Origin of the sequence: Devosia geojensis (assembly GCF_000969415.1) — a bacterium.
Lineage (GTDB): Bacteria > Pseudomonadota > Alphaproteobacteria > Rhizobiales > Devosiaceae > Devosia > Devosia geojensis.
Genome location: NZ_JZEX01000108.1, coordinates 95,331 through 120,285 on the forward strand (window position 1 = coordinate 95,331; position 24,955 = coordinate 120,285).

The window sequence follows — 24,955 nt, forward strand, 5'->3', positions numbered from 1 at the left end:
CCCAATGATCAGAATCCAATCCCTCTCCAAGCGGTTCGCCAGTTTCGAGGCGGTCAGGTCCGTCTCGTTGGAGGTCCCGAAGGGTGCGTTCCTCGTGCTCGTCGGTCCTTCCGGCTGCGGCAAATCGACGATGTTGCGCATGCTCGCCGGCCTCGAAACGCCCACCGCCGGGACCATCGCCTTTGGTGATGAAGTCGTGTCGGACGGCGATGCCGGCTGGGGGGTCGAGCCATCGAAGCGCAATGCCGGGCTCGTCTTCCAGTCCTATGCGCTCTGGCCGCACATGACCGTCGCCGGCAATGTCGATTGGCCGCTGAAGGTCGCCGGCCTAGCCAAGGCGGAACGGCAGGCGCGCGTTACCGAGGTGCTGAAGCTCCTCGGCATCGAGGCGCTCGGCGCCCGCTATCCCAACGAGATTTCCGGCGGCCAGCAGCAGCGCGTCGCCATCGCGCGCATGATCGCGCCGCGCCCAGGCATCCTGCTCTTCGACGAGCCGCTCTCCAACCTCGACGCCAAGCTGCGCGTGGAGATGCGCACCGAACTCCTGCGCGTGCACCGGGCGACCGGCGCGACCTCGGTCTACGTCACGCATGACCAGGTGGAGGCGATGACCATGGCAAGCCACGTTGCCGTCCTCAATAATGGCGAGATCGAGCAGTTCGGCTCGCCCCACGACCTGGTGCGTGATCCGGCAACGGCGTTCGTGGCGACCTTCGTCGGCACGCCGCCCGCCAACCTGATTCCCGTCGGGCCCGATCTCGAACTTGTGGGTGTCCCAACCGGCGCCCAGGCGATGTTCCGGCCCGAGCACCTGCGTGTCTCGGACAAACCGAGGCCAGGAGCCATCGCGCTGGAGTTTGCCGAGGCGAGCCCGATGGCCGGGCGCACTATGATCACCGGCACGCGCGGGGCCACGCGTCTGACCGCCGTCGTCGACGAAGCGCCCGATCTTGCCGTTGGCGATACTATCTATTTCGCTCTGCCCAGCGAGCCCGCCGCGATTTTCGCGGCCAGCGGGGAGCGTCTCAAATGAAACGGTTGCTGCTCGTTCGCCACGGTGAGTCGGAGTGGAACGCCACGCGCCGTCTTCAAGGCCAGGCGGACATTTCGCTCTCCGAAACCGGACGACAACAAGCGACCGCACTGGCGGAAACGGTGAGGAGCCTGCGGCCGGACAGGACTGTCGCGTCCGACCTGCGTCGCGCCGGCGAGACCGCCACGCTGCTCGGCTATCCGGAAGCCGAACCCATGCCGGCTCTGCGTGAGATAGATGTCGGGGCCTGGACGGGGGTGGAGATCGCCGACCTGATCGCAGGGCAGGGCGAAGCCTACCGCTCCTGGCGGGCGGGCAGCTTTACGCCGCCCTCCGGGGAAAGCTGGGACCAGTTCAAGAGCCGGACCAGCGGGGCTGTATTCGACGCGTCGGCGGGTGCGGAGCGGCTGCTCGTCGTCTGCCATGGCGGTGTCATCCGCGCTCTGCTCGAAGCCTTCATAGGCCTGCCGCCGGCCCGCATCATCCCCGTGGGTCCCGCAAGCGTCACGATCCTCGCGGCGAAATCGGACGGCCGGGACGACATGCGTCTGGAGCTTTTCAACTATTCCCCGCTCGGGCCCGTGCTCGACGCACCGGACTGATTGGAGTGTCGAGGCGGTTACGCCACGCGGGCGATCAGCCCCTTCAACTGGTCGATTTCATCGCTGGTCAGGTCGGTCAGCGGTGGCCGGACGGGCCCGGCCTTGCGTCCACGCGCTTCCAGACCGGCCTTGATGATCGAGACCGCATAGCCCTTCCGCCGATTGCGAAGCTGCACGAGCGGGAAGAAGAAATCCTCGAGGATCTTGTCCGTTTGCACGGTGTCGCCGGCGCGCAGGCTCTTGTAGAAGCGCTGGGCGAGTTCGGGGACGAAGTTGAACACGGCCGATGAATAGGTGGTCACGCCGGCCGAGAAATAGGCCTGTGCGTAGAGCTCGTGGGTCGGCATACCGCCGATATAGACCAGCCGGTCCTTGAGCCGGGTGGTGATCTCGATCACCCGGTCGACTTCCCCGTGACCGTCCTTGAACCCGATGAGGTTGGGGCACTTGTCGGCGAGCTCGCGGATGCTGTCGGCCGAGAGCAGGCAGTTGTCGCGGTTGTAGACAACGACGCCGATGCCCACCGCGTCGCATACCGCCCTGACGTGGGCGACCAGACCCTCCTGCTCGCAGAACATTAGGTAGGGAGGCAGGAGCAGGATGCCGTCGGCACCGGCCACCTCGGCGGCCTTGGCCATTTCGACGGCGATCGCCGTGCCGTAAGCGGCCCCGCCCAGGATCGGGGTCTTGCCGGCGCTCGCTTTCGCCGCACGGGTGACGCGGTCCACCTCAGCCGGGGTGAGCGAGAAGATCTCGCCGGTCCCCCCGGGGGCAAACAGCGCCGCCGCGCCATAGTTGTCGAGCCAATCGATATGGGCGCGGTAGGCTTCCTCGTCGAACTGCAGGTCGGGTGTAAAGGTGGTTACTGGAAACGAGAGCAGTCCGCTTCCGAGCGCGGCCTTGAGTTCGTTGGGGGTCATCGCTTTGTCCTGGGATGGAAGTGAAGTCAGCCGGCGTACGCGTCGAGCGCCTGGAGAAGGGCTGTCGTGTAGCCGTAGCAGAAGGCGAAGGCGACGCCCTGCGGATCGCGTCCTGAGATGGTCGGCACGTGATCGGGCATGATCATGTATTGGTAGCCGACCTCCTTGTAGACGCGCAGCGAGCGGGCCATGTCCATGTCGCCCTCGTCGGGGAATGTCTCCATGAACGAGAGCTTCTTGCCGCGGATGTTGCGGAAGTGCAGGTTGAAGATCTTGTTGCGGCTGCCGAACCAGCGGATGACGTCGTCGATCTCTTCGCGTGGGTTGTCGAGCATCTCGCCGACGGTGCCCTGGCAGAAATTGAGCCCGTGATAGGGGCTCTCACGCATGGAGACGAACTTCTTCAGCCCCTCGACGGTGCCGAGCACGCGGGTCACGCCCTTGTAGCCGGGCGGAGTGTAGGGGTCGTGCGGATGGCAGGCGAGACGGATACGGTTCGATTCGGCGACCGGCACCACGCGCTCGAGGAAATAGTCGATGCGCTCCCAGTTCTCGTCTTCGGACAGCGTGCCCGCCAGGCCTGGAGGGGCATTCTGGTCGGTCTTGTCCCAGCGGAACGAGGCGTTCATCGAGCCGCCGCGGCCCGGTTCGTCGGGCGTGCGCGGAATTCCAATGAGGTTGAGATTGTACTTGGCCGCGGGAATGCCGGCGACGGCAAGATTCTCGATGAGCTGGCAGATGGCGTCGATTTGCCGGTCGCGCTCGGGGCCGGCCAGGAGGATATCCGGATAAGTCGCCATCTCGATCGGATTCGAGGGCAGGGGGATCTGGATCATATCGAGCACGAGCCCGAAGCTCTCGACCTTCTCGCGCAGCCTTTTCAGGTCGTCGAGCGTCCACGTGCCGGGCTTGCCTTCCGGATCCGCGCAGATGTGCTTGATGCCGAGCTGGGCCCAGACGCGGTAGTCGTCGTCGTCACGTGCGGCAAGCTGAGTACCTACATACATTGCCATCCTCCTTGTAACGTATGACATAATATGAATTTTTGAAACTGTCGAGGTCCGACTCGGGTGGGCCGCTAGCGCGAAAGCTGGCGATACCGCTTCTGGCTGGCCGTCAGGTGCTCGCGCATGGCGGCCCGGGCCGCCTCGGGATCCTGGTCGGCAATGGCCTCCAGAATACGGTCGTGCTCGGCCAGCACGCCTAGCAGGTATTGCGTGTCGTTGGCGCTCGGGAGGGTAGGGAACTGCCCGCGAGGGATCGAGCGCGGACCGAATCGGGTCATCGCATCGACGAAATGGCTGTTGTTGGTCGCCGCGGCGATGGCCTGGTGGAAGGCGAAATCGGCTTCGACGGTCGAACCGCCGTTCTGTATGCGATCGGCCATCTCGTGATTGGCGGCGCGAATGGCTTCCTCTTGCATGGCGGAGCGCCTGTAGGCCGCAATCGCGGCGCCTTCCGTCTCCACGGCCATCCGGAACTCGAGCGTTTCGAGGGTGTGTGGAATGCTCTGGATTTCCCTCGGAGTGAGGGTGATCGCGGGCGCCGTGGCAAGGTCAGTCACGAACATGCCCTTGCCTTGTATGGGAATCACGAGGCCGGCAGCTCGTAGTTCGGCAATAGCTTCGCGAACTACGGTGCGGCTGACATCGAACTGAGCTTCGAGCTGGGGTTCGGTCGGCAATTGCGCACCCACCGGCAGCGCCCCGGCCTCGATCTGCCGGCGTAGATCGTCGACAAGCGTTTGGGCCAGGCGTGGTCGTCTTCGCGTGGCTGTCGGTTCCATTTTCCTTCTCCCCCGGATGCCGCTCTCAGGTGTCTTTTATCACCCTATTGCCATACTCGTGAAAAGGCCATAATCATAATACGACATACAACCAACGTATCACGTCGGGTTATTCTGGAGGAGACTTAATGAAGCATTTCCATTCGCGGATGATGGCGGGTGCTGCCCTGGCCGTCATGCTGGCAAGCGCGCCCGCTGTCTTTGCCGCTACGCCCAACGATCAGCTGGTGATCGGCACGTCGCTGGCCCAGGTTCTGTCGCTCGATCCGCAGCAGGGCACCGAGGTCAAGACCCAGGAGATCCTGGCCAATACGTACGACCGGCTCATTTCGTTCGACAGCAAGACCAACGAGCTGCAGGGGCAGTTGGCTGAGAGCTGGGACGTCGACGACACCGGCATCACCTTCCACCTGCGCGACGCCCAGTTCGCCTCGGGCAATCCGGTGACTGCCAACGACGTGGTGTTCTCGCTGGTTCGCCTGTTCAAGCTCGACCAGTCTGCTGCCGCCGGCCTCAAGACCTTCGGTTACAACGCTGAAACCGCCGAAAGCCTCATTACCGCCGTCGATGAAAAGACCGTGCGCATCGATCTGACCGATGACGTGGTGCCCGAAGCGCTGCTCTATCGCCTGTCGGGCGGTGTCGGCAGCGTGGTCGACAGCGTCGAGGTGATGAAGCACGTCGTCAACAACGACTACGGCAACGAGTGGCTGCGCACCAATACCGCGGGTTCCGGCCCGTTCGTGCTGCGCCGCTGGTCGCCGAACGACATCGTGATGCTCGAAGCCAACCCGAACTTCTGGGGCGAGCCCTCGACCCTCAAGCGCGTGCTGTTCCGTCACGTGCCCGAAAGCCAGGCGGCTCGCCTGATGCTCGAGCGCGGCGACATCGACATCGCCAATGCCCTGACGGCTGCGGACGTCCGCTACTTCGACGGCAAGGAAGGTTTCGTCATCGATCAGGTCAAGACCGGCGGCTTTTACGCGCTGGCCATGAACGCCGGCCACGAGCCGCTGGACAATCCGCTGGTGCGCCAGGCGATCGCCTACGGCATCGACTACCAGGGCATCGGAGATGCGATCCTTGGCCCCTATGGTCGGCCCCGCAACGTGCCCGTCCCCGAGGATTGGGAAGGCGCGATCCCGAACCCGGATTGGTCGCTGCAGCCGGAAAAAGCGCGGGCTCTGCTCGCCGAGGCCGGCTATCCCAACGGCTTCTCGCTGACCATCAAGACAATCGCCCAGGCTCCGCGTGTCGATATGGCGACCGCCATCCAGGCGAACCTTGCCGAAATCGGCATTACTGCCCGCGTGATCCAGGGCAATGGTTCCGACATCGTCGCGGCCCATCGCGCCCGCGATTTCGACCTGCTCATTCCGCAGACCTCGGCAGCCGACCCGACTGCGCTTGGTGCGTTGGACAACTTCACCAACAATCCGGACAACTCGGTCGAAGCAAACAACGCCGGCAACTTCGTCTGGCGCTCGGATTGGGATATTCCTGAGCTGAATACCCTGCGCCAGGAAGCCAACCGCGAACGCGATCCGGCCACGCGTCTCGAAATGGCGCGCCAGCTGCAGGAAGATTTCATCGCGGCGAGCCCCGCCGTGTTCCCCATGTTCGAGCGCTTCGAGCCCATCGTTGTGAACGCGCGCGTCGAGGGTTATAGCGGCCACCCGTGGTCGCTCACCCGCGTCGACGCGGTCACCAAGACGGACGCGAACTAGGCAGTCGGCCGGTCATGAAGGAACTTTCCCTAATCGCACTCGGCAAGCGGGTCGGACAGCTCCTTGTCAGCTTGTTCGCCCTGCTGGTCGTAACCTTCGTGATCGGCCGCCTCCTGCCCACCGATCCGGTCGGCGCCATCGTTGGCGAGCTGGCGGATCCCGCGACATACGCCGCCATGCGCGAAAGGCTCGGCCTCGATCTGCCGATCTACCAGCAGTTCTGGATTTATTTCACGTCGCTCCTGCGCGGCGATCTGGGCACGGCGATCCTCACCGGCAATCCGGTGGCTCAGGATTTGAGCCAGGCCTTCCCCGCAACCTTCGAGCTGGCGACGCTCGCCGTCCTCATCTCGACCCTTATTGGTGTGCCGCTTGGCATGCTGGCCGCGTTCTTCCGGGATAGCTGGTTCGACCAGTTCGCCCGCGTGATCTCGCTGATCGGGCATTCCATCCCGGTTTTCTGGTTCGGCATCGTCGGGCTGGTGATCTTCTATGCTGTCCTCTCCTGGGTGGGCGGACCGGGCCGGGTCGATGTCTATCTCGAAGGCCTGGTCGAGCCGCGCACCGGTCTTCTGCTTGTCGACAGTCTGCTGGCCGGGGACATGGAAGTCTTCTGGAACGCGGTCCATCACATCATCCTGCCGGCCTGCATCCTGGCCTATTCGGCCATGGCCTACATCACCCGCATGACGCGCAGCTTTACGCTTGAGCAGCTCAATCAGGACTACGTCGTCGCCGCTCGCGCCAAGGGAGCCTCGGACCTGCGCATCGTGATCGGGCATCTCCTCCCCAACATAGCGGTGCAGTTGGTGACGGTCCTGGCGATCTCGTATGGCGGTCTGCTCGAAGGCGCCGTCGTCACCGAGGTGGTGTTTTCCTGGCCCGGCATCGGTCAGTACATGACCAACGCGCTCATGATCGGCGACATGAACGCGGTTCTTGCCGCCACGCTCATCATTGGCATCATCTTCATGGCCCTCAACTTCCTCTCCGATATGGCCTACCTCCTGCTCGATCCGCGCACCCGCGAGGTGACGGCATGAGCACGAGCCAGGCCTTGCCGAAGCCGTCCAAGCCCGCCGTGTTCCTCGCCCGCCTCGGCGAGGGGCTGCGCGGCGCACTCGCCAAGCTGGCGCGCGAGCCTTTGGGTATGTTCGGTTTTGCCGTTCTAATCATTCTGGTGGTCGTCGCGATCTTCGCGCCGTGGATCGCGCCCTATAGCCCTACCGCCCAGAACCTCTCCCAGGCCTTGCAGCCGCCGAGCGCGGCGCACTGGGCCGGCACGGACGAGTTCGGCCGCGATATCCTCTCGCGCCTCATCTATGGCGCGCGCATCACCATCCAGACGGTCTTGGCCGTGTCACTGATCGTCGGCCCGGTCGGGCTCGTCGTCGGCATCGTCGCCGGCTTCGTCGGTGGGCGCACGGATGCGATCCTGATGCGCATCACCGACATCGTTCTCTCTTTCCCCTCGCTGATCCTCGCGCTCGCGTTCGCCGCTGCGCTGGGGGCGGGGCTCGAAACGGCCATCGTCGCCATCTCGCTGACCGGTTGGCCGCCGATCGCCCGTCTCGCCCGCGCCGAGACGCTGATCGTGCGCAACACCGACTATGTGGCGGCGGCCCGCCTCTACGGGGCTTCCCAGTTGAGGCTGCTGTTCCTCTACATCGCGCCCATGTGCGTGCCCTCGGTCGTCGTGCGCCTGACGCTCAACATGGCCGGCATCATCCTCACCGCCGCGGCCCTCGGCTTTCTGGGCCTCGGCGCCCAGCCGCCGGCGCCCGAATGGGGCGCGATGATCTCGAACGGTCGCCGGTTCATGCTCGACAACTGGTGGGTCGCCGTCATGCCCGGCATCGCCATTCTCATGACGAGCCTGGCGTTCAATCTGGTGGGGGACGCCCTCCGCGACATTCTGGACCCGCGCCATGTCCGCTCCTGATCCCGTCCTCAAGGTCCACAACCTGTCGGTCCGGTTCGCCCGCTCGCAGGTGCGCGCGGTCAACGGCGTGAGCTTCGATCTCGGAGCCGAGCGCCTGGGCGTCGTCGGCGAATCCGGCTCGGGCAAGTCCACCGTCGGCCGTGCGATCATGCGCCTGCTGCCGCCCTCTGCTCGGGTGGAGGCGGACATCCTGGATTTCGAGGGCGCGCCGCTCCTCTCCTGCAGCGCCGGGCAGATGCGGAACCTGCGCGGCAACCGCATGGCGCTGATCATGCAGGATCCGCGCTATTCGCTGAACCCCGTCCTGCCGGTGGGCCGGCAGGTCGCAGAGGCCGCTCTGCTGCACCTCAAGGTGAGCAAGAGCGAAGCCCGCGAGCGCGCCGCTCACATGCTTGAGCGCGTGCGCATCGCAGATGTCGGGCGCACCATGGAGCTTTATCCGCATCAGATCTCGGGCGGCATGGGCCAGCGCGTCATGATTGCCATGATGCTTCTTGCCAAGCCGCGCCTGGTGATTGCCGATGAACCGACCTCGGCTCTCGACGTCAGTGTACGCGGCGATGTGCTGAAGCTCCTCGACGAGTTGGTCGCCGAGAACAACTCCGGCCTGCTGCTGATCAGCCACGACATCCGCATGGTCGCCGCCTTCTGCCAGCGCATTCTGGTGATGTACAAGGGCGATGTCGTGGAAACGCTGACTCGGCTCGAGGATGCCCAGCATCCCTATACGCGCGGCCTGATCGCCGCCTTGCCCGATCCACGCCATCCCGTCCACCGGCTCCAGACCCTCGATCGCCTGGCCATCGAAGCCGCGGAGGTGCGCGTATGATCGAAGTCGAGGAGCTCGCCGTTGCCTTCGGGGAGGGTGATGCGCGCAGGCAGGTGGTGAAGTCCGTGTCCTTCTCCGTCGCCAGGGGCGAAACGCTCGGCATTGTCGGGGAATCGGGCTGCGGCAAGTCCACCGTGCTGCGTTCGCTCGCCGGCCTCGACCGGCATTGGCAGGGACGCATTTCCCTTGCAGGCCGGCCGGTCGACAAGCGCCGCACCAGGGACCAGCTCATGCTGGCGCAGATGGTGTTCCAGGATCCTTATGGCTCTATCCACCCGCGTCATCGCATCGAGCGCGTTCTGGCCGAGCCGGTGCAGGCCATGAAGAAGGGCGACGGGTGGGACCGCGTGGCATCCGCGCTGGAGCAGGTCGGCTTGCCCGCGGCCTTTGCCGGCCGCTTTCCGCATGAGTTGTCCGGCGGCCAGCGCCAGCGCGTCGCCATCGCCCGTGCGCTGATGCTCGAGCCCGAAATTCTGCTGCTCGACGAACCGACCTCCGCACTCGACGTGTCGGTGCAGGCCGAAGTCCTCAACCTCTTGAGCGACCTGCGCGATGAGCGGCAGTTGACCTATGTGCTCGTCAGCCACGACCTGGCTGTCATCGCCCATATGTGCGACCGGGTGCTGGTCATGCAGGATGGGCGTTTTGTCGATGAGCTGACCAAGGACGATCTGAAGGCCGGTCGAACGCACGCGCAGTACTCGAAGGACCTGTTCGAGGCGAGCTTCCTGGCCTAGCGCCCCGGGGCATTCGACCGGCGGAGCATGTGCTCCGCCGGTCCATATACGTCTCAGGCTGGCTGCAGTCTTTCGGGTTGCTGGCCACTCGGCCGGGGGAAGGCGAGAGCCATGGCCGCCGCGGCCAGACCCACCGCTGCAGAGGCCACATAAAGCCAGTGATAGCTGCCGAAGGTGTCGTAGAGCCACCCGCCGCCGACCGGCCCGAAGGCCATGCCGATGCTCGACGTCATGGTGGCCGCCCCCAGCACGGTGCCCATCACGTGCGGACCGAAATAGTCGCGCGCGAGCACCGCGTAGAGCGGCATCACGCCGCCATAGGCCATGCCGAGCACCACGGCCAGCATGTAGAATTCTGTCAGTTGAGTGACGTAAATATAGCTGTAGATGCCGATCGCCTGCAGGGCGAGGCCCGCGATCAGCACGCGCTTGACGCCCAGCCGGTCGGCGAGAACGCCGAAGATCAGCCGGCCGAAGAGTCCTGCAACACCCTCGACGCTGTAGATGCTCGCCGCCGCCAGCGCCGAGGCGCCGCAGAGCATCGCGTAGCTCACGGTATGGAAGATCGGTCCGGAATGGGCCGCGCAGCAGAAGAAGAAGGTTCCGGCCAGCACGATGAACTGCGGTGTGCGTAGCGCTGCGCCCGCGCTGGTGGGCCGGGGCTCGGCCGGCGCGACGTCGCTGGCGGGAGATGGAGCCGAGGCGAGGGCCGTCGGCGCGCGGCGGATGAGGAATCCGGCCGGCAGGATGAGCGCTGTTGCAACGATCGCCGTCAGCATCATCGCATTGCGCCAGCCCTGGGCCTCGATGAGCACGGTGGCGAGCGGCGTCACGATCATGGGCGCGACGCCTGCCCCGATAGAGACCAGCGACACGGCGAGGCTGCGGTTTTTGTCGAACCAGGCGACGGTCGTCGCCATGAGCGGAGCAAAGAATGCGCCGCCGGAAGCGCCGACGAGGCCGCCATAGGCGAGCTGAAAGACCAGAAGGTCGGAGGAGCGGCTGGCGATGAAGAGCCCCAGTCCCAGGATCACCGCCGCGATCATGATGACGGGTCGCGCCCCGATGCGGTCGGTGAGCGTGCCCCAGAGGAATCCGGCGATACCCATGACGATGAACCCCACCGTCATCGCGCCGGAGATGCCGGCCCGCGTCCAACCGGTCTCGGTGGCGATCGGCTGCAGATAGACGGGCAGGGCGAACATGGCGCCCATCGCAACGCAGGTAATGACCGCGCCCGCCGCGACGATCACCCAGCCATAGTGTCTTTCCATTTCACAGGCTCCCTCCGGATACACCTGCTACTCGACGAACCGGGCACGGCCGTTTCGACACGCGGTGGGTATTTTTTCTGCATTTAGATCACGCCTCGCCGGATCGCCTCGGCGACGGCCTGAACCCGGTTGGCTGCGCCGAGCTTGGTCGTGATCTCCTGTACCTTGCGTTTCACCGTGATCTCGGTCAGCGCGAGCTCGTTGGCGATGTCCTGCGAACGGCCGCCCTTGGCGAGGAGCCGCAATACCCGGACCTCCTGCGGCGTCAATCCACTATCGCGCTGGATCTGCTGCGTCGCCACCTTCCTGTATTCCTCGATCATCGTGGCGATGAGTTCCTGCGAGAGCATGGGGGCTCCGGCGTGCACCTGCCGAATGGCGACGGCGAGGGTCTCGTACGAGTTGGATTTCAGCAGATAGGCATCCGCCTCGGCCTCCAGCGCGCCGACCAGATACTGGCGATCCTCGTAGGTCGAGAGGATCATGCAGCGCGGTGCCGACGGGCGGGCCTTGAGCGCTCGAACCAGTTGAATTCCGTCCATGCCGCCGAGACGGATGTCGATGGTGACGACGTCGGGCTTGTGCCGCTCCGCCATCGCCAGGGCGTCCTGCGCGCTCCCGGCCTCCCCCACCACTTCGATGTCGTCCTCATCCTCGAGGAGGCTGCGCACGCCCCGACGGAAGATCTGGTGATCATCGACGATCATCACGCGTATTTTCATGCCGCGCATGCCTCCTTGGGAATGGAGAAGGCGATCCGGGTGCCTGCGCCCGGCGCCGTTTCGACGATGAGGTGTCCGCCGACCACCTGCGTACGTTCACGTATGGCGAGCAGGCCGAGGCCGAGCTTGGCATCGTCGAACACGAAACCGCGGCCGTCATCGATGATGCCGACTTCGATTTTCTTTTCCGAGTAGCTCATGCGCAGCGTCAGGCTGCTGGCCTGCGAGTGGCGGATCGCGTTCTGGCAAGCCTCCTGCACGATCCTGAAAATCGCGAGTTCCACGTCCGGCTTGAGCGGGCAGGGGCTGCCGGCGATCCCGAACGAGGCCTCCAGTTGCCCATTCCGCGGCAGCGCGGCGACGTAGTTCTCGAGCGCCGCCACGAGCCCCAGTTCGTCGAGGACGTTGGGGCGCAGGGCATAGATGATCTGCTTCATCTCGCTCAGCGAGGAATCGAGTGTGGCCTGGCATTCGGTGACGCGCCGATCGAGGTCCGGTGTGTCGCCGATCCGCCGGCGGATGGACTGCAACTGGTATGTCGCCGCCAGGATCGACTGCGCGACGCTGTCGTGCAGGTCGTAGGCGATGCGTTGCCGCTCGTGTTCCTGCACCTCCACCACGCGCCGCCAGAGCGCCTGCAGTTCGCCGGCCTTGCGTACGATTTCCGCGTTGGCCTCGCGCAGCAGGCGCGTGCGGTCGTTCACTTTATACTCGAGGATATCGCTCAGCTCGCGTGTGCGCTCGAAGAGGCGCGCATTCTCGATGGCCACGACTGCCTGGTCGGCGAACGCACGCACGACACGGCCATGCTCAGCCGTATAGAAATCCGGTTCGGGCCAATCGACGCACAGCCATCCGATGCAGTCGTTGCCGTGCACGAGCGGAGCGCTGCACCAGGAGACGATCTGCTCGGTTCCCGGCTGCCAGACCCAGTCGGCTTCCCTGCGCACATCAGCGATGATGAGCGTGCGGTGGAATTCCATCACCGGGCGACTGAGCGGAGCCTCGCCCGGCAGGAAGCTGTGGCGCTTGACCTTGCCGTTGTCCGGATACCCCTTGGCGGCGACCACCCGCATCCGTCCGTCGTCGCCAAGAAGCGTGACGCGACAGCCGCGGGTCGGAACGACGCGGCCGAGTTGGTGCAGCACGGCTTCGAGCACATGGTTGGGTTCGAGCCGCGAGGAGATGATCCGCGAGACGTCCGCAAGAGTATCGGCCAGCTCTCGCTCCCGCCGTTCGGCCGCAAGCAGGCGATGCTGCTCGATGACGGGGGCGATCTGGTCGGCCACCGTCTGGAGCAGAACCACTTCGTCGGGGCGGAAGGCGTCGCGCCGGTCGCTCTGGATGTCGAGCACGCCGACGACCCGCCGGCCGAGCCGCAGGGGCAGCGCCAGCTCGGAAGCAGTGTTGGGCAGGAGCGCGTTGGAAACGAAATGCGCGTCCTGCGTGACGTCCTGGCTCATCCACATGCGGCCGGTCTCGGCCACCCGCCCGATGATTCCGCGCCCGACCGCTTCGCTGAACCCAGCGGCCAACAGGCTTTCGGCATGGGTTCCCGCCGCATGGACAAGCGAGATGCTGCGCGCGTCCGGATCGGTCAGCAGCAGCTGGACATGCTCGTAGCCGAGCGAGATGTAGACGAGCCGGGTGATCTCGGCAAAGAGCGCTTCGCGCTCGCGGATCGAGGTGACCTGCTGGCCGAGCCGGTGAATGAGCGAGAGGTGGCTGCGGATGCGCTCTATGAGGCCGGAAAGAGCAAGCGATTCGAGAAATGCGGAGAGGTCGTCGGCGACGAGGCCGACGCTGTCCTTGGTGTTCCCGCCGTTCCGGCTGGCGTAGGCAAAGCCGAGCAACAGGTGCCCTTGTACCTCTCCCGAAGTGCGGACGGGCTGCACCTCGACGATGAAGCCCTGGCTGGCGGCACGCTGGACGAGGTAGGGCGGTAACCCTGTCATGGTGCCGGCGGCGTATCGCATTTCCGCCAGCGAACGATGGATGGGCGCCGGGGTGCCGGCTGTCGCCACGACATCGGCGCCCTGGTTGGCCGACAGGAGCAGCACGGCCCAGCCCGCCGTGGTGACCCGAGTGGCGCGCTCCAGCCGGAACAGCAGTTGCTTGCGTGCCTCGGGGGGCACCTCGACCGATCGAAAACGGCGAAGCCGCAGCGCTAGCGCTCCGTCTTCGTCGTCGCGATAAAGTGGGCGCACGGCGCTCGTCGCCGGTTGGTTTTCGCCCGTGGTGCCGCCTAGGCCCATCGGCTCGGCAATCCTTCCTGCGGCGATAGGGACATCGCCGTGTTCAGTCCGCCGCCCGGCAGGAATTCCCCTTCGGGTGGATCGTCCATGATTTTTCCATCGTTGAAGATCGTCAAGCCATGACGAATGGTTCGCGCCACCACCCCGCGCATGGCTGATCCGACATAGGCGCTGTGCCGGTTGCGATAGTGAAGGTCTTGTGCCTGCAATACGAAGCTTGCCTGCGGATCGACGATGACGAGATCGGCATCCGCGCCGACCGCGATGCTCCCTTTGCGCTGATCGAGTCCGAAGATGCGCGCCGGATTGGCGGCGGTCATGCGGACGAGCGCGGCAAGGGAGAGTCCGCGGTTGTGGACGCCTTCGGTGACAAGGGCCGGCAGCGTCGATTGCAGGCCCGAAATCCCGCCCCATGCATCGAAGATATCGGCCTCGCCGGCGGTCTTCTCCTCCAACAGGCAGGGCGAATGGTCCGAGGCGATGATATCGACCGCGCCATCCAGCACCCTGTCCCAGAGCGCCTCGACTTCCTCCGATGAGCGCAGGGGAGGCGCGCACTTGGCTGCAGGGCCAAGGCGTTCAAGGTCGTCCTCACAGAAAAAGAGATAGTGCGGACACGTTTCGGAGGTGACCGGCACCCCGCGCTGCTTGGCCGCCGAGATGAGATCGATGCCGGCGGCGCATGAAACATGGACGATATGCAGGCGCACCCCGGTCCTTTCGGCCAAGGCGATAGCCGAGGCGATGGCCGCCAGTTCGGCGGCGATCGGTCGCGCCTCGCCCCAGGCCCTCCGGTCCTTGCGTCCTTTTCGGCGCAGGTCCGCGGTGAAGCGCCGGGTCATCTCCTCGTCTTCGGCGTGGACCGCGAGCAAAGACCCGAAGCGCGCGATATCGCGCATGCCGCTTTCGAGAACGAGGTCGTCGGCCCGCGGGAAGTCGAACGAACCTGCGCACATGAAGGCCTTGAAACCGAGCACGCCGCCCGCATGGAGATCGTATAGCTCGGAGCGGTTGTCAGTGACGAGCCCGCCCCAAAGCGCATAGTCGACGATGCTCTGCCGGGCCGCCGCGCGCTTGCGGCGCAGGGCGTCGGCATTGATCGTCGGGGGCGAGGCGTTTAGGGGCATCTCCACCACCGTGGTGATACCCCCCGCAGCAGCAGCGCGGCTGCCGGTAGCAAACCCCTCCCAGTGCCCCCGGCCGGGTTCCGAAAAATGCACATGTGGGTCGATGAGCCCTGGCAGCACCAGAAGGCCGCCGGCGTCTATCTCCTCGCGGGCAGCACGGTCCGGATTGCCACGGACGATATCGACGATCCGGCCACCCGCGACGACCACGCCACCGGGAAAATCGCTCTCGGCGGTGACGATCCTGCCATTGCGGACATAGAGGTCGGCTGTTTCCATCAATCCAGCCCGATCAGCCGCGCCGGGTTGTGAGCGGTCATGAGCTGGACTTCCTCGATCGAGAAACCGAAATAGAGGAGCATCGAGATCATCATGCGCATGCCCTCGATCGGCGAGGGCAACACCCGCACGCCATAGTCGGTCGCCAGTACGAACTGCTCGGGTCCGACATCGCGGATGCCTTGCAGCCAGCTCATCGCCCGGCCATGGATGACCGATCCCATGTCCATCAGCTCCCGCTCGACGTAGTAGTGCGTCTGCGGCATCCAGGGACCGCCGAAGTCCACCGCGCATGCTTCGAGGAAGACGCCCTTGGCGGCGAGCCCCTTCTGCTCCTCGACGCTGAGCAACGCCCGCGCCGGGTGCGCAACGAGGATCTTTCTGATGCCCGCCGCCTGCGCCAGCTCGACGACGCGCAGGGCTTCAGGTCCCGAGACGTGGCCCGTGTTGAGGTAGACCTCAGGGTGCTCGGCCACCATGTCGAGAATTTCCTTGAGCGCATCGGGCACCGGCCCCTCAAGGGGGATGCGGATCGCGCGGGCCAGCTCCTTTTCGGCGAACCCCGGGATCGCGTCCTTGAACGGCACGAGCTTGCCGTCGACGAGCGTCGATTCCGTGCTGGCCGAATGGTAGGTGCAGTGCGAGCCGAAGCTGATCATGCGGCACCCTTCGCCGAGGTTCAGCGCGGTGCGCACGGCGCGCGGGTTCATCCCGTCATGGCCGGAATTCATCAGGTATCCGCCGAAGGTACGGAAGTCCTTGAGGTAGCGATTGACCATCCAGGCCGTGCCCGAGGCCCATCCGAAAACGTCATAGTAGAGGATGGTGCGCATCCCCGCGGCCCGCGCCATCTCCGCGACCTGGATGGGGTCATAGTGGCCCGGATTGGAGCGCAGCACCGGCCCTGCGTGCACATGGCTGTCGATTGCCCCTACCAGCAACTCTTCGGGCAGTTCCATCGTGCGGTTGTAGAAGGGTTCGTACGTTGCCATCGCCCCCTCCCTCACAACGGATCCAGCCCGATCAGGCGGGCGGGGTTGTCGGCGGTCATGGCCCGGATTTCGGCCGGGGTGAACTCGTAGTCGAGCAGTGTGGTGATCATCGTGCGCATGCCCTGCACCGGGCTCGAGGCGGCGCGGATGCCGTAGTCGGTGCCGAGCACGAAGTATTCGGGGCCCACCTGCCGGATGTCGGCCATCCATTGCGCAGCCGTGCGCCGGGGCCGCGGCAGGTCGCCCGAGCGGTCCATGTACTTCTTTTCGACATAGTAATGCGTGCGCGGCGCGTGCGGGTAGAGCCAGTCGACGAGGCATCCCTCTAGGAAGAATCCTCGCTTGGCCGCATCCTTCTGCTGCTCGATCGAAAGCTGCTGGCGCGCCGGATGGGCGATCAGGACCTTCTGGATCTTGAACTCCTCGGCAAGGTCGAGGATGCGCAGGACTTCCGGTCCCGAGACGTGGCCCGTGTTGAGGTAGACGTCCGGATGATCGGCGACCATCTGCAGGATTTCGGCGAGCTCGTCGGAGATCGCCCCCTCGGTCGGGATGCGGACGGCCCGGGAGAGCTCCTCGCGGGCGAACTCGGGATAGGCGTCCTTGAACGGCACCAGTTCGCCATCGATGATCGTCGACTCGCGGCTGGCCGAGAAATAGGTGCAGTGCGAGCCGAAGCTGATGAACCGGCAGCCGTCCTCCATGTAGAGGGCGGTGCGCACCGAGCGTGGATTGAGCCCGCCGTGGCACGAGTTCATCAGGTACCCGCCGAAGGTCTTGATGCCCGGCACATGCCGGTTGACCATCCAGGCCGTGCCCGAAGCCCAGCCGAAGACGTCGTAGTAGACGATGGCGCGCATGCCCGCCTCGCGCGCCTCTATGGCGACCTCGAACGGGTCCTGGTGGCCCGGGTTGGACCGCAGTACGGGACCGGCGTGGACATGGCTGTCGATGGCGCCAACGAGCAGTTCGTCGGGAAGCTCCATCGAGCGGGTGTAGAAAGTCTCGGTCGTCGTCATTGCGGTACCTTCTTGGAAGGGGTCTGGATTGAAATTGGGCCGTCGGTTGCCGCATCGGCGGCAAGCCAGCAGGCGACTCGATGTCCTTCGGGCAGCTGGGTCACGGGCGGCGCCGTGCGGCACCGCTCATGCGCCATCGGGCAGCGCGCCCGCACGGGGCATTCGCCGGGGCCGACGTCGGCGAGCACGAGCTCGCCCTTGAGAGACGGGTGCGGACCGGGCTTCGGAGTGATGCGCGGCGCCGCCGCCAGCAGCGCCTGGGTGTAGGGGTGAACGGGGTGCCCCAGAACGATCTCGCTCGGCCCTTCCTCGACGATGACGCCGAGATACATGACCATCACGCGCGAGCAGATGTAGCGCACGACCGCGACGTCATGGCTGATGAAGAGGAAGCTGGTGCCCACTTCCCGCTGCAGATCCTTGAGCGTGCGCAGTACCTGGGCCTGCACCGAGACGTCGAGCGCGGAGGTCGGCTCGTCGAGCACGATCAGCGAGGGTTCGCAGGCGAGCGCCCGCATGATCGCGACGCGCTGCCGCTCGCCACCGGAAAGCTGGTGCGGGAAGCGGTCGAGAGCTTCCTCCTTGAGGCCCACCAGTTGCGCGAGCTCGATCATGCGGGCGCGCTCGTGGCCTCGTGGGACCGTATCGAAGTTGCGCATCGCCTGCTTGACGAAGGTGAAGACGGACATGCGCGGGTTGAGGCATGTCTCGGGCCGTTGGAAGACGATCTGCACCGCCTTGCGGAACGTGCGCATCCGCGCCGGCGAGAGGCTGGCAAGATCGGTGTCGTTGATGACGATGTGGCCGTCGTCAGGTTTCTGAAGGCCGACGACGCAGCGCCCGAGCGTGGTCTTGCCGCAGCCGCTCTCGCCGATGAGACCGACGACTTCGCCCCCTTCGACATCGAACGAGACACCGCGCACGCCGACATTGACGGCTTCCGGCCGTGTCCGGTCGCCGAAGAGCTTCGTCAGCTTGCGCACGGAAAGCACTGGACTGGCGGTCATGCCGGCACCTCCTCGTAGAGGACGCAATGCACGGCTCGGCCAGCGCGCTCGATCGCGGGCGGATGTCTCGCCTCGCATACGGGAGTCGCGAACTGGCAGCGGTGCGAGAACCTGCACCGTTCGATCCCTTCCGGGCCGCCCCATACGTTGCCGATGAGCGGCACAAGCTCGCGCGGCTGGTCGACATCCGGCACCGCCGCGATCAGCCCACGCGTGTAAGGATGGAGCGGGTCGGCGAAGATGGTCTTGAGGTTCCCGGATTCGACCACCTGCCCGGCATGCATGATCGAGAGGCGCCGGCAATACTCGGAAACGAGCGACAGGTTGTGGGCGATGAGCACGATGGCCATCTCGCGCTCCTCGCAGAGGCGCGCCAGGAACCGCAGCAGCTCGCGCTCCGTGGTGACGTCAAGGGCGGTCGTCGGTTCGTCGGCGATCAGCAGCGCCGGTTCGGTTGCGAGCGCGCAGGCCATCGCGACCCGCTGGGCCTGTCCGCCGCTGATCTGGTGGGGGTACTTGCCGCGAAAGTCCCGGTAGTTGAGCCCGACGACGCGGAACAGCACCTCGACTTCCGCACGCGGATCGGTTTGCCGGCCGGATCTCCGGAGCGCCCGCTCAACCTGCCTGTCGACCGTCTTGAAGGGATTGAGCGCCCCTTTGGCGTTCTGGAAGAGCAGAGAAACGCCGCGGGAGAGATTGCCGCGCAGGCCACGCTGGTTTCGTGCCGGCAGCGCTCGCCCGGAGAATGCGACGGACCCGGCCATCACCTCGAGGCCCGACGCCGCCAGTCCGACGCTGGCCATCATCGAGATGGATTTGCCCGAGCCGCTTTCTCCGACGAGCCCATAGAGCTCGCCGCGCTCGACGCTCAGCGAGATGTCGTCGACGATACGCCGCCGCACGCCGCCGCGCACGCTGTCGATGGTCAACCCTTCGATCGAGAACAGTACGTCCGCCATGCCTCAGGCCTCCGTGCGGCGCGGATCGAGCCGGCCTTCGAGGCAATCGCCGAGCAGGTTGAGGCTGAAGATGGTGAGGGCCAGCACCAGGCCGGGTCCGATGCTCATCCACCAGGCGCCCTGGACGAGGTAGTTGGTGCCTTCGGCCACCATGACGCCGAGATCGGGCGTCGGCGGCCTGATGCCGACGCCGAGGAAGGAGAGGGCGGCGACGTTTCCGACGGCCGCGGCGAGGTTGAGGCTTCCATGCACGATGATGGGCGAGAGCGTGTTGGGCATCAGATGCCGGAAGAGGATCGACATCTCGCTCGCTCCCGAGCACCGCGCCGCATCGATGTATTCGAGGGTCTTGCGGCTCAGCGTCTCGCCGCGGATGACGCGGGCATAGATCGGGATGTTGATGAGGACGGTGACGATCACGATGCTTTCCAGCCCCGGACCCATGACGAGGATGAGTACCATCGCGATGAGAAGGAGCGGGAAGGACTGCACGATGTCCACGCCCCGCATCACCAGGTCGTCGAACCAGCCGCCGACATAGCCGCAGACCAGCCCCAGCAGCGAGCCGATGAGGATTGCGCCGGAAACGCCGAGCCCTGCCACGATGAAGTCGATGCGCAGTGACGTGATGGTGCGCGAGAACACGTCCCGGCCGAAGTGGTCGGTGCCCAGCCAGTGTTCGGCGGTCGGCGGCAACAGCGTCTGCGGCGTCGTCAGCAGCGGGTCGTGGGTGACGAGCCAGGGCCCGACGATGGCGATGGCGAGCAGAGCCGCGAGCATTGCCGTGCCGGCAAGGCCCAGCGCATCGCCTCCGAAAATGCCGTAGTAGAAACGGCGCCAGGGTGTAGGGCCGGCAGGCCGCCGGGGCAGGGCGGGTGTGGTCGGCATCGGGTCAACGCGCATATTCATGGCGGATCCGCGGATCGATGAAGGCATAGGAAATGTCCACCAGAAGGTTGGTGACGGCCACGCTCGAGGCGATGAGCAGGATGCAGGTGGAGACCGGCGCCATGTCGCTGGTGGTGATGGCGGTCACCGCGTAGCGCCCGAGACCCGGCCAGGCGAAGACCGTTTCCACCACGGCGGCGCCGGCCAGCACATTGCCGACGATGAAGCCGAGCGTGGTGACGATCGGCACGAGAGCCCCGCGCAGGGCATCGCCGAGCACCAGCTGCCGCGAGCGCAGCCCCAATGCGCGTCCGAATGTGATGTAGTCCTCTTTGAGGGATTGGCTCATTGCGGCTCGTGTGATGCGCGCGATCGGCGAAACCACCCCGAGCCCGAGGACGAAGGCCGGCAGCATGACTTGCCGCAGGGCCGCCAGTGCCACGTCGAAGCGCCCCGCGAGCACCGCGTCGATGGTATAGAATCCGGTGACGCCGGTAGGCGCGGTATAGAGCGCGGAAAGCCTGCCGATCGGAGACGGGACCAGCCGAAGCTGGAAATAGAGGTAGAAGATCAGCACCACCCCCAGCCAGAAGGCCGGTATCGATTGTGCGGCGAGGTTGAACACGCGCACCAGATGATCGATCCAGCTGCCGCGGTAGACCGCGCCCAGCATGCCGAGCGGCAATCCGACGAGAACGCCGAACGTGATCCCGAAGGTCGCGAGCTCCAGCGTCGCCGGAATGCGTAGCGCCAGATCCTGCCCGACGGTGTTGCCGGTGCCGAAGGATCGGCCGAAGTCCCCGCGGAAGACCGACTCCATGTAGCGCACGTACTGGACGACGAGCGGCTGATCGAGTCCCATCTGCCTGCGCATCTCGGCGCGCTGCTCGTTGGTGATGTCCGGATACCGGCTGGTCACCGGATCGGAGGGCAGGAGGTACGCCATCGAGAAGGCGACCGCGCTGACCCCGAAAAGGACGATCAGGCTGATCGCCAGCCGGCGCAGGATATAAAGGGTCAGGGGCGGCAAGCGCATCGGCAGTCTCCGGGCTGAGGGGCCGCGCCGAAGGAGCCGGCGCGGCCTCGCACGTCTTGGAAGGACGTCAGCTGCAGGGGCGCAGCCAGGAGAAGGCTATGGTGCCCCATGGGAACTTGTTGACGTTGCAGATCTGGCTGGAGACAGCGGCGTTCCAGTTCACCTGGTAAAGGGGCGCGGCCATGCGCTCGCCGTTGAGAATGCCCAGCACCTCGTCCTGCAGCACCATGTATTCGGCTTCGTTCTCCTGCGGGATCAGCAGGGCGTCGAGCACGTCCTTGTCGAGCGTTTCGTTGGAGTACTGGATGTGGTTGGTCGCGCTGTCGGTGCGGTACATCCAATAGGCCCAGTACATGAAGTCGTTCCACCAGGGTCCCATCGAATGGATGGAGACCTCGAGTTCGCGTCGCCCCCAGGCGATATCGTCGAAGGCGTTCTGGGTGAGCGGGCGGATCTGCATGTCGATGCCGATCTCGCGCAGCGCATCCTGGATGATGACGCCGGCGGCCATGTTGGTCGAACCGTTGACCACCGGCACGTCGAACGAAGGCACGTTGCCGGCATATTTGCTTTCGGAGACGAGTTGCTTTGCCGCCTCGATGTCGGTGGTGAAGAGCTCGTCGGGTTCGTAGCCCGGCGTATTGACGCCGACGAGGTTCTGCACGGGCGTGCAGAAGTTGCGGCAGACCTCGGTCACCAGACGTTCATAGGGCACGGCCTTGATAACTGCCTCGCGGATTTTCGGGTCATCGAAGGGCGGCACGTCCGGCTTCCAGCGCAGGACAGCCACATCCTGCTGCGAGGGCACGCTGAATACCTTGGCATTGGGTGAGTTCTGGAGGACCGAGTACTCGTTGGGAGTCATGAATGCGAAGTGGGCTTCTCCGCTCTCGAGCAGCAGCATGCGCGTCTGCACGTCAGGTACGACCCGGAACATGACTTCCGAATAGTAGGGTTTGGCTTCACCCCAGTAGTCCTTGTTGGCGACGGCGATGATGTATTCCCCGCTCTGGCGCTCGCCGAGCATATAAGGACCGGAACCCATGGCGTTGGACTTGATCCAGTCCACGCACCACTCGTCTGCCTCGGTCCGTCCCGCTTCGCAGGCGGCCTTGGACATCACGGTCAGCGACATCGAGGCGAAGTTGCGAAGCGAATAGCGGCCCAGGCCGTCGGGGTAGGTGATCTCGATGGTCTGGGGATCGACAATCCTCATCTGGTCGACCTCGAAGATGCCGCCGGTTTCGATCTGCGTCGTGCCCCAGCCCATGCGGCCCACCAGCGCGCGCTCGATCGACCAGAAGACGTCTTCCGCCGTCACCGGCGAGCCGTCCCAGAACTTGGCGTCGGGATCGAGATGGAAGGTCAGGACCTTGTTGTCCTCGGAAATCTCCCAGGAGTCGGCGAGCCGCGGTACGATCCTGGTCTGGTCGGCGATGCCGGTTTCAGGGTCGATCTCGTAGGTGACGAGGGTGTCGAACATCTCCATCGCCAATTGCCCGACGAACGCCGAGGTGTTCTGCGGGTCGAGCGTGGCCGGATATTCGTGGTGCAGGTAGATGAGGCGCGGTCCGGCTCCCACTTCGTCGGGACTGAGTGGAGCAGGCGCGAATGCGGACTGTGCCAGGGCCGGTCCACTGAATATGGATGCGGCCAGAAGAGCTGCCAGCGGCGGCAGGAAACGGGATCGGTGCATTGCCATCTTCCATCGTCTGAACGGCCGAAAACCAAGTGGGAACGCTCTTGGGCGTCGGTCCTGGGGCGTAGAGGATGGTGGAGGGACGGCGTCCGCGCGCCTAGTTCAACTTCGGCGCAATCGCCGATACGATTGTATCGAATGGCGGGGCGGGCCAGCATCGGATAATGCCTGCTGACGGCCGGGAAGTCGATAGCCACGGAGCCGCCCCGGCGATTTACCGCGGCGGCTCCATGTCATGATTCTAGAACTTCATGCAGTGCGTGAGGTTATACGCGCAGCAGCGTCTTGATGGCGCGCCGTTCGTCCATGGCGCGGTAGCCTTCGGCCACCTCCGCCAGCGGCAGCTCCAGGTCGAAGACCTTGCCGGGATTGATCTTGCGCGTAAGGACGAGGTCCATGAGGTGCGGCAGGAAGCGGCGTACCGGGGCAGGGCCGCCCAACAGGTTCTTCTGCGAAAAGAACAGGAACTCGCCGTCGAGCTCGACGCCGTGCGGCACGCCGACGAATCCGATCGATCCGCCCGGCCGGGCGCAGTTGATCGCCTGCAGCATGGATTCATTCGTGCCGACGCATTCGAGCACCGAGTCGGCGCCGACGTTCCCGGTCAGCTCCCTGATGCGGGCAACGCCAGCTTCGCCCCGCTCGGTGACGATATCGGTGGCGCCATATTCGAGAGCCAGCTCCTGGCGCGCCTTGTGGCGGCTCATGGCGATGATGCGCTCTGCGCCCATCTGCTTGGCCGAGAGCACGCCCATGAGGCCCACGGCGCCATCGCCGACCACGGCAACCGTCGAGCCGGGCTGCACGCGGGCGGCATCGGCAGCGAACCAGCCGGTGCCCAATACGTCGGAGACCGCGAGCAGGCTCGGGATCAGGTCTTCGGCAGGCATCTCGGCGGTTGCCACCAGCGTGCCGTCGGCATTGGGGACGCGGGCATAGGGCGCCTGCGCGCCCGACATGAACTCGCGATGCTCGCACGATGACTGGAAGCCGCGCCGGCAGTGCGGGCAGGTGTTGTCGGACGTCGCGAACGAGCCGACCACGAACTGGCCGGGCTTGACGGTCTTGACCTCGCTGCCGACCTCGACGACCACGCCGCAGTATTCATGGCCCATGTGCTGGGGGTCATTGACGGGCTGAAGCCCGCGATAGGGCCAGAGGTCCGAACCACAGATGCAGGTGGCCGAGAGCTTGATGATGGCGTCGGTCGGCTCAAGGATCTCTGGCTCCGCGACGTCCTCGAAGCGAACGTCACCGGGAGCGTGCAGTACGGTAGCGCGCATTTTATACTCCAGTTATCTCGAAACCATGGGGCGATCTTGATGGAAGCGCCCCGTACGCCCGGGTTCTCCTGCTCATGATGAGCGCGGGTCGTGGGCAGGCCTAAATCGAGTAGGGTGTGACTGTTCAGGTTTTCAGCCAGTCTCGAAACAGGAATTCGCTCTTCGTGGCTGTCGAAGATGCGAAGCAGCATCTTCAGTAATTCTCTCATCTCCGCGGATTTTCTATTTAGAGAGCTTCAATTCGAAGCGGGAACTCGCCGCGGGTGAGCAAAGGTTCGAAGCCGTCGTCGAGCCGCCCGAGACGGATGAGGCCGCTGGACCAGCGGTAGCCGGCATAGAACAGGGCGAGGTTGCCCCACGGCGCGAAATAGCAGAGATCTCCGGGTTGCTCGTTGCCGAACGGTCCGCTGCTTTCCTCGGTGAGCTTGCGCGGCAGGTAGGCGATTTTCTCGTTGTTGGCGTAGTTGTCGATCGTCAGGTCCAGCGGCAGCATGGAATGGAAGTCGCGGGCCGAAGGATTGTCATAGAGGGTAGCGGTCATCGTCTGGCCGTTGAACGTCAGGCGCACTCTCATGTGTGTCGGCTCCTGGCTGGCCGGATCGCTATCCTGCTGCCCGTGGGCCAGCCCCTGTCCCACCGCTGCGGCGATGGCGGCACCGAGCAACAGGCGTCGATTGATGGACCGTTCTCTCACGGAAGATTCCTTGACCTGATCTCCATGCGACGAACGCCGGGAGCGAAAAACGCGGGGGATGGTGAGGGTTGAGGAGACGATATAAGCCATGGGCGCTCACCGGATTAGCCGGTGCAATTCGCTTGGACCTATCGATCTCTGATAT

Annotated in this window: 23 protein-coding genes; 7 read left to right on the forward strand and 16 right to left on the reverse strand. The window is 65.1% G+C overall.

Translation table 11 applies throughout. The features are described from left to right. The first annotated feature begins 4 nt into the window (after positions 1–4). Positions 5–1,033 carry an ABC transporter ATP-binding protein gene (locus tag VE25_RS11245; protein ID WP_046108710.1) on the forward strand — a complete coding sequence of 343 codons (1,029 nt, stop codon included), beginning with the start codon at positions 5–7 and terminating at the stop codon, positions 1,031–1,033. Next, positions 1,030–1,635 (forward strand): histidine phosphatase family protein, encoded by a 606-nt coding sequence (locus VE25_RS11250; protein WP_046108711.1) that lies wholly within the window; start codon positions 1,030–1,032, stop codon positions 1,633–1,635. Before VE25_RS11245 ends, VE25_RS11250 begins: the two co-directional genes overlap by 4 nt. Before the next feature lie 17 nt (positions 1,636–1,652). On the opposite strand, the gene kdgD is transcribed toward VE25_RS11250, so the two are convergent. The 3 genes from kdgD to VE25_RS11265 all read right to left on the reverse strand — a co-directional run bounded on the left by kdgD (position 1,653) and on the right by VE25_RS11265 (position 4,341). Next, positions 1,653–2,555, reverse strand: a complete 903-nt coding sequence (gene kdgD, locus VE25_RS11255; protein ID WP_046108712.1) for a 5-dehydro-4-deoxyglucarate dehydratase — start codon at positions 2,553–2,555, stop codon at positions 1,653–1,655. A gap of 26 nt (positions 2,556–2,581) precedes the next feature. After that, a complete protein-coding gene (locus VE25_RS11260) occupies positions 2,582–3,562 on the reverse strand; it encodes a mannonate dehydratase (RefSeq protein ID WP_046108713.1) in 981 nt (326 codons plus the stop codon). 71 nt (positions 3,563–3,633) lie between these two features. Further along, positions 3,634–4,341, reverse strand: a complete 708-nt coding sequence (locus tag VE25_RS11265) for a FadR/GntR family transcriptional regulator (protein ID WP_046108714.1) — start codon at positions 4,339–4,341, stop codon at positions 3,634–3,636. 128 nt (positions 4,342–4,469) lie between these two features. On the opposite strand from VE25_RS11265, the gene VE25_RS11270 reads away from it, so the two are divergent. From VE25_RS11270 to VE25_RS11290, 5 genes are read left to right on the forward strand one after another with little or no spacing between them, the layout of a single operon-like run. Next, positions 4,470–6,068, forward strand: a complete 1,599-nt coding sequence (locus VE25_RS11270) for an ABC transporter substrate-binding protein (protein ID WP_046108715.1) — start codon at positions 4,470–4,472, stop codon at positions 6,066–6,068. A 14-nt stretch (positions 6,069–6,082) separates the two neighbouring features. After that, positions 6,083–7,111 carry an ABC transporter permease gene (locus VE25_RS11275; RefSeq protein WP_046108716.1) on the forward strand — a complete coding sequence of 343 codons (1,029 nt, stop codon included), beginning with the start codon at positions 6,083–6,085 and terminating at the stop codon, positions 7,109–7,111. Further along, complete coding sequence (locus VE25_RS11280) at positions 7,108–8,010, forward strand: ABC transporter permease (RefSeq protein ID WP_083988876.1); 903 nt, start codon at positions 7,108–7,110, stop codon at positions 8,008–8,010. The genes VE25_RS11275 and VE25_RS11280 overlap by 4 nt, the downstream gene beginning before the upstream one ends. Further along, on the forward strand, positions 7,997–8,839 hold the full coding sequence (locus tag VE25_RS11285; RefSeq protein ID WP_046108717.1) for an ABC transporter ATP-binding protein: 843 nt from the start codon (positions 7,997–7,999) through the stop codon (positions 8,837–8,839). Before VE25_RS11280 ends, VE25_RS11285 begins: the two co-directional genes overlap by 14 nt. Beyond that, positions 8,836–9,576, forward strand: a complete 741-nt coding sequence (locus VE25_RS11290; RefSeq protein ID WP_046108718.1) for an ABC transporter ATP-binding protein — start codon at positions 8,836–8,838, stop codon at positions 9,574–9,576. Before VE25_RS11285 ends, VE25_RS11290 begins: the two co-directional genes overlap by 4 nt. 53 nt (positions 9,577–9,629) lie before the next feature. On the opposite strand, the gene VE25_RS11295 is transcribed toward VE25_RS11290, so the two are convergent. The 13 genes from VE25_RS11295 to VE25_RS11355 all read right to left on the reverse strand — a co-directional run bounded on the left by VE25_RS11295 (position 9,630) and on the right by VE25_RS11355 (position 24,900). Beyond that, entirely contained in the window at positions 9,630–10,850 is a 1,221-nt protein-coding gene (locus tag VE25_RS11295; protein WP_046108719.1) for an MFS transporter, read from the reverse strand. A gap of 83 nt (positions 10,851–10,933) precedes the next feature. Then, positions 10,934–11,572, reverse strand: coding sequence for a response regulator (locus VE25_RS11300; protein WP_046108765.1), 639 nt, complete (start codon positions 11,570–11,572; stop codon positions 10,934–10,936). Further along, a complete protein-coding gene (locus VE25_RS21855; protein WP_052731901.1) occupies positions 11,569–13,827 on the reverse strand; it encodes a GAF domain-containing sensor histidine kinase in 2,259 nt (752 codons plus the stop codon). The genes VE25_RS11300 and VE25_RS21855 overlap by 4 nt, the downstream gene beginning before the upstream one ends. Continuing rightward, positions 13,818–15,233, reverse strand: a complete 1,416-nt coding sequence (allB, locus tag VE25_RS11310) for an allantoinase AllB (protein ID WP_046108720.1) — start codon at positions 15,231–15,233, stop codon at positions 13,818–13,820. Before allB ends, VE25_RS21855 begins: the two co-directional genes overlap by 10 nt. Next, a complete protein-coding gene (locus VE25_RS11315) occupies positions 15,233–16,225 on the reverse strand; it encodes a DUF6282 family protein (RefSeq protein WP_046108721.1) in 993 nt (330 codons plus the stop codon). The genes allB and VE25_RS11315 overlap by 1 nt, the downstream gene beginning before the upstream one ends. Before the next feature lie 11 nt (positions 16,226–16,236). Then, positions 16,237–17,244: a DUF6282 family protein gene (locus VE25_RS11320; protein ID WP_046108722.1), complete on the reverse strand. Its 1,008-nt coding sequence runs from the start codon at positions 17,242–17,244 to the stop codon at positions 16,237–16,239. Continuing rightward, entirely contained in the window at positions 17,241–18,251 is a 1,011-nt protein-coding gene (locus tag VE25_RS11325) for an ABC transporter ATP-binding protein (protein ID WP_046108723.1), read from the reverse strand. The genes VE25_RS11320 and VE25_RS11325 overlap by 4 nt, the downstream gene beginning before the upstream one ends. Then, positions 18,248–19,210: an ABC transporter ATP-binding protein gene (locus VE25_RS11330; protein ID WP_046108724.1), complete on the reverse strand. Its 963-nt coding sequence runs from the start codon at positions 19,208–19,210 to the stop codon at positions 18,248–18,250. The genes VE25_RS11325 and VE25_RS11330 overlap by 4 nt, the downstream gene beginning before the upstream one ends. Positions 19,211–19,213: 3 nt before the next feature. Then, on the reverse strand, positions 19,214–20,119 hold the full coding sequence (locus tag VE25_RS11335) for an ABC transporter permease (protein WP_046108725.1): 906 nt from the start codon (positions 20,117–20,119) through the stop codon (positions 19,214–19,216). After that, positions 20,103–21,134 carry an ABC transporter permease gene (locus VE25_RS11340; RefSeq protein ID WP_046108726.1) on the reverse strand — a complete coding sequence of 344 codons (1,032 nt, stop codon included), beginning with the start codon at positions 21,132–21,134 and terminating at the stop codon, positions 20,103–20,105. Before VE25_RS11340 ends, VE25_RS11335 begins: the two co-directional genes overlap by 17 nt. A 67-nt stretch (positions 21,135–21,201) precedes the next feature. After that, positions 21,202–22,830, reverse strand: a complete 1,629-nt coding sequence (locus tag VE25_RS11345) for an ABC transporter substrate-binding protein (protein ID WP_160299980.1) — start codon at positions 22,828–22,830, stop codon at positions 21,202–21,204. Between the two features lie 269 nt (positions 22,831–23,099). Continuing rightward, on the reverse strand, positions 23,100–24,116 hold the full coding sequence (locus VE25_RS11350) for a zinc-dependent alcohol dehydrogenase family protein (RefSeq protein WP_046108728.1): 1,017 nt from the start codon (positions 24,114–24,116) through the stop codon (positions 23,100–23,102). 226 nt (positions 24,117–24,342) lie between these two features. After that, positions 24,343–24,900, reverse strand: coding sequence for a cyclophilin-like fold protein (locus tag VE25_RS11355; RefSeq protein WP_160299981.1), 558 nt, complete (start codon positions 24,898–24,900; stop codon positions 24,343–24,345). Positions 24,901–24,955: the final 55 nt, after the last annotated feature.

What these genes read in the sequence shown, in the direction of transcription:
- VE25_RS11275 (WP_046108716.1), top strand. Translation starts at nt 6,083, where the DNA reads ATGAAGGAACTTTCCCTAATCGCACTCGGCAAGCGGGTCGGACAGCTC.
- VE25_RS11290 (WP_046108718.1), top strand. Translation starts at nt 8,836, where the DNA reads ATGATCGAAGTCGAGGAGCTCGCCGTTGCCTTCGGGGAGGGTGATGCG.
- VE25_RS11280 (WP_083988876.1), top strand. Translation starts at nt 7,108, where the DNA reads ATGAGCACGAGCCAGGCCTTGCCGAAGCCGTCCAAGCCCGCCGTGTTC.
- VE25_RS11295 (WP_046108719.1), bottom strand. Translation starts at nt 10,850, where the DNA reads ATGGAAAGACACTATGGCTGGGTGATCGTCGCGGCGGGCGCGGTCATT.
- VE25_RS11300 (WP_046108765.1), bottom strand. Translation starts at nt 11,572, where the DNA reads ATGAAAATACGCGTGATGATCGTCGATGATCACCAGATCTTCCGTCGG.
- VE25_RS11260 (WP_046108713.1), bottom strand. Translation starts at nt 3,562, where the DNA reads ATGTATGTAGGTACTCAGCTTGCCGCACGTGACGACGACGACTACCGC.
- VE25_RS21855 (WP_052731901.1), bottom strand. Translation starts at nt 13,827, where the DNA reads ATGGGCCTAGGCGGCACCACGGGCGAAAACCAACCGGCGACGAGCGCC.
- VE25_RS11245 (WP_046108710.1), top strand. Translation starts at nt 5, where the DNA reads ATGATCAGAATCCAATCCCTCTCCAAGCGGTTCGCCAGTTTCGAGGCG.
- VE25_RS11270 (WP_046108715.1), top strand. Translation starts at nt 4,470, where the DNA reads ATGAAGCATTTCCATTCGCGGATGATGGCGGGTGCTGCCCTGGCCGTC.
- VE25_RS11325 (WP_046108723.1), bottom strand. Translation starts at nt 18,251, where the DNA reads ATGACCGCCAGTCCAGTGCTTTCCGTGCGCAAGCTGACGAAGCTCTTC.
- VE25_RS11345 (WP_160299980.1), bottom strand. Translation starts at nt 22,830, where the DNA reads ATGCACCGATCCCGTTTCCTGCCGCCGCTGGCAGCTCTTCTGGCCGCA.
- VE25_RS11250 (WP_046108711.1), top strand. Translation starts at nt 1,030, where the DNA reads ATGAAACGGTTGCTGCTCGTTCGCCACGGTGAGTCGGAGTGGAACGCC.
- VE25_RS11320 (WP_046108722.1), bottom strand. Translation starts at nt 17,244, where the DNA reads ATGACGACGACCGAGACTTTCTACACCCGCTCGATGGAGCTTCCCGAC.
- VE25_RS11340 (WP_046108726.1), bottom strand. Translation starts at nt 21,134, where the DNA reads ATGCGCTTGCCGCCCCTGACCCTTTATATCCTGCGCCGGCTGGCGATC.
- VE25_RS11285 (WP_046108717.1), top strand. Translation starts at nt 7,997, where the DNA reads ATGTCCGCTCCTGATCCCGTCCTCAAGGTCCACAACCTGTCGGTCCGG.
- VE25_RS11330 (WP_046108724.1), bottom strand. Translation starts at nt 19,210, where the DNA reads ATGGCGGACGTACTGTTCTCGATCGAAGGGTTGACCATCGACAGCGTG.
- VE25_RS11355 (WP_160299981.1), bottom strand. Translation starts at nt 24,900, where the DNA reads ATGGCTTATATCGTCTCCTCAACCCTCACCATCCCCCGCGTTTTTCGC.
- VE25_RS11315 (WP_046108721.1), bottom strand. Translation starts at nt 16,225, where the DNA reads ATGGCAACGTACGAACCCTTCTACAACCGCACGATGGAACTGCCCGAA.
- VE25_RS11350 (WP_046108728.1), bottom strand. Translation starts at nt 24,116, where the DNA reads ATGCGCGCTACCGTACTGCACGCTCCCGGTGACGTTCGCTTCGAGGAC.
- kdgD (WP_046108712.1), bottom strand. Translation starts at nt 2,555, where the DNA reads ATGACCCCCAACGAACTCAAGGCCGCGCTCGGAAGCGGACTGCTCTCG.
- VE25_RS11265 (WP_046108714.1), bottom strand. Translation starts at nt 4,341, where the DNA reads ATGGAACCGACAGCCACGCGAAGACGACCACGCCTGGCCCAAACGCTT.
- VE25_RS11335 (WP_046108725.1), bottom strand. Translation starts at nt 20,119, where the DNA reads ATGAATATGCGCGTTGACCCGATGCCGACCACACCCGCCCTGCCCCGG.
- allB (WP_046108720.1), bottom strand. Translation starts at nt 15,233, where the DNA reads ATGGAAACAGCCGACCTCTATGTCCGCAATGGCAGGATCGTCACCGCC.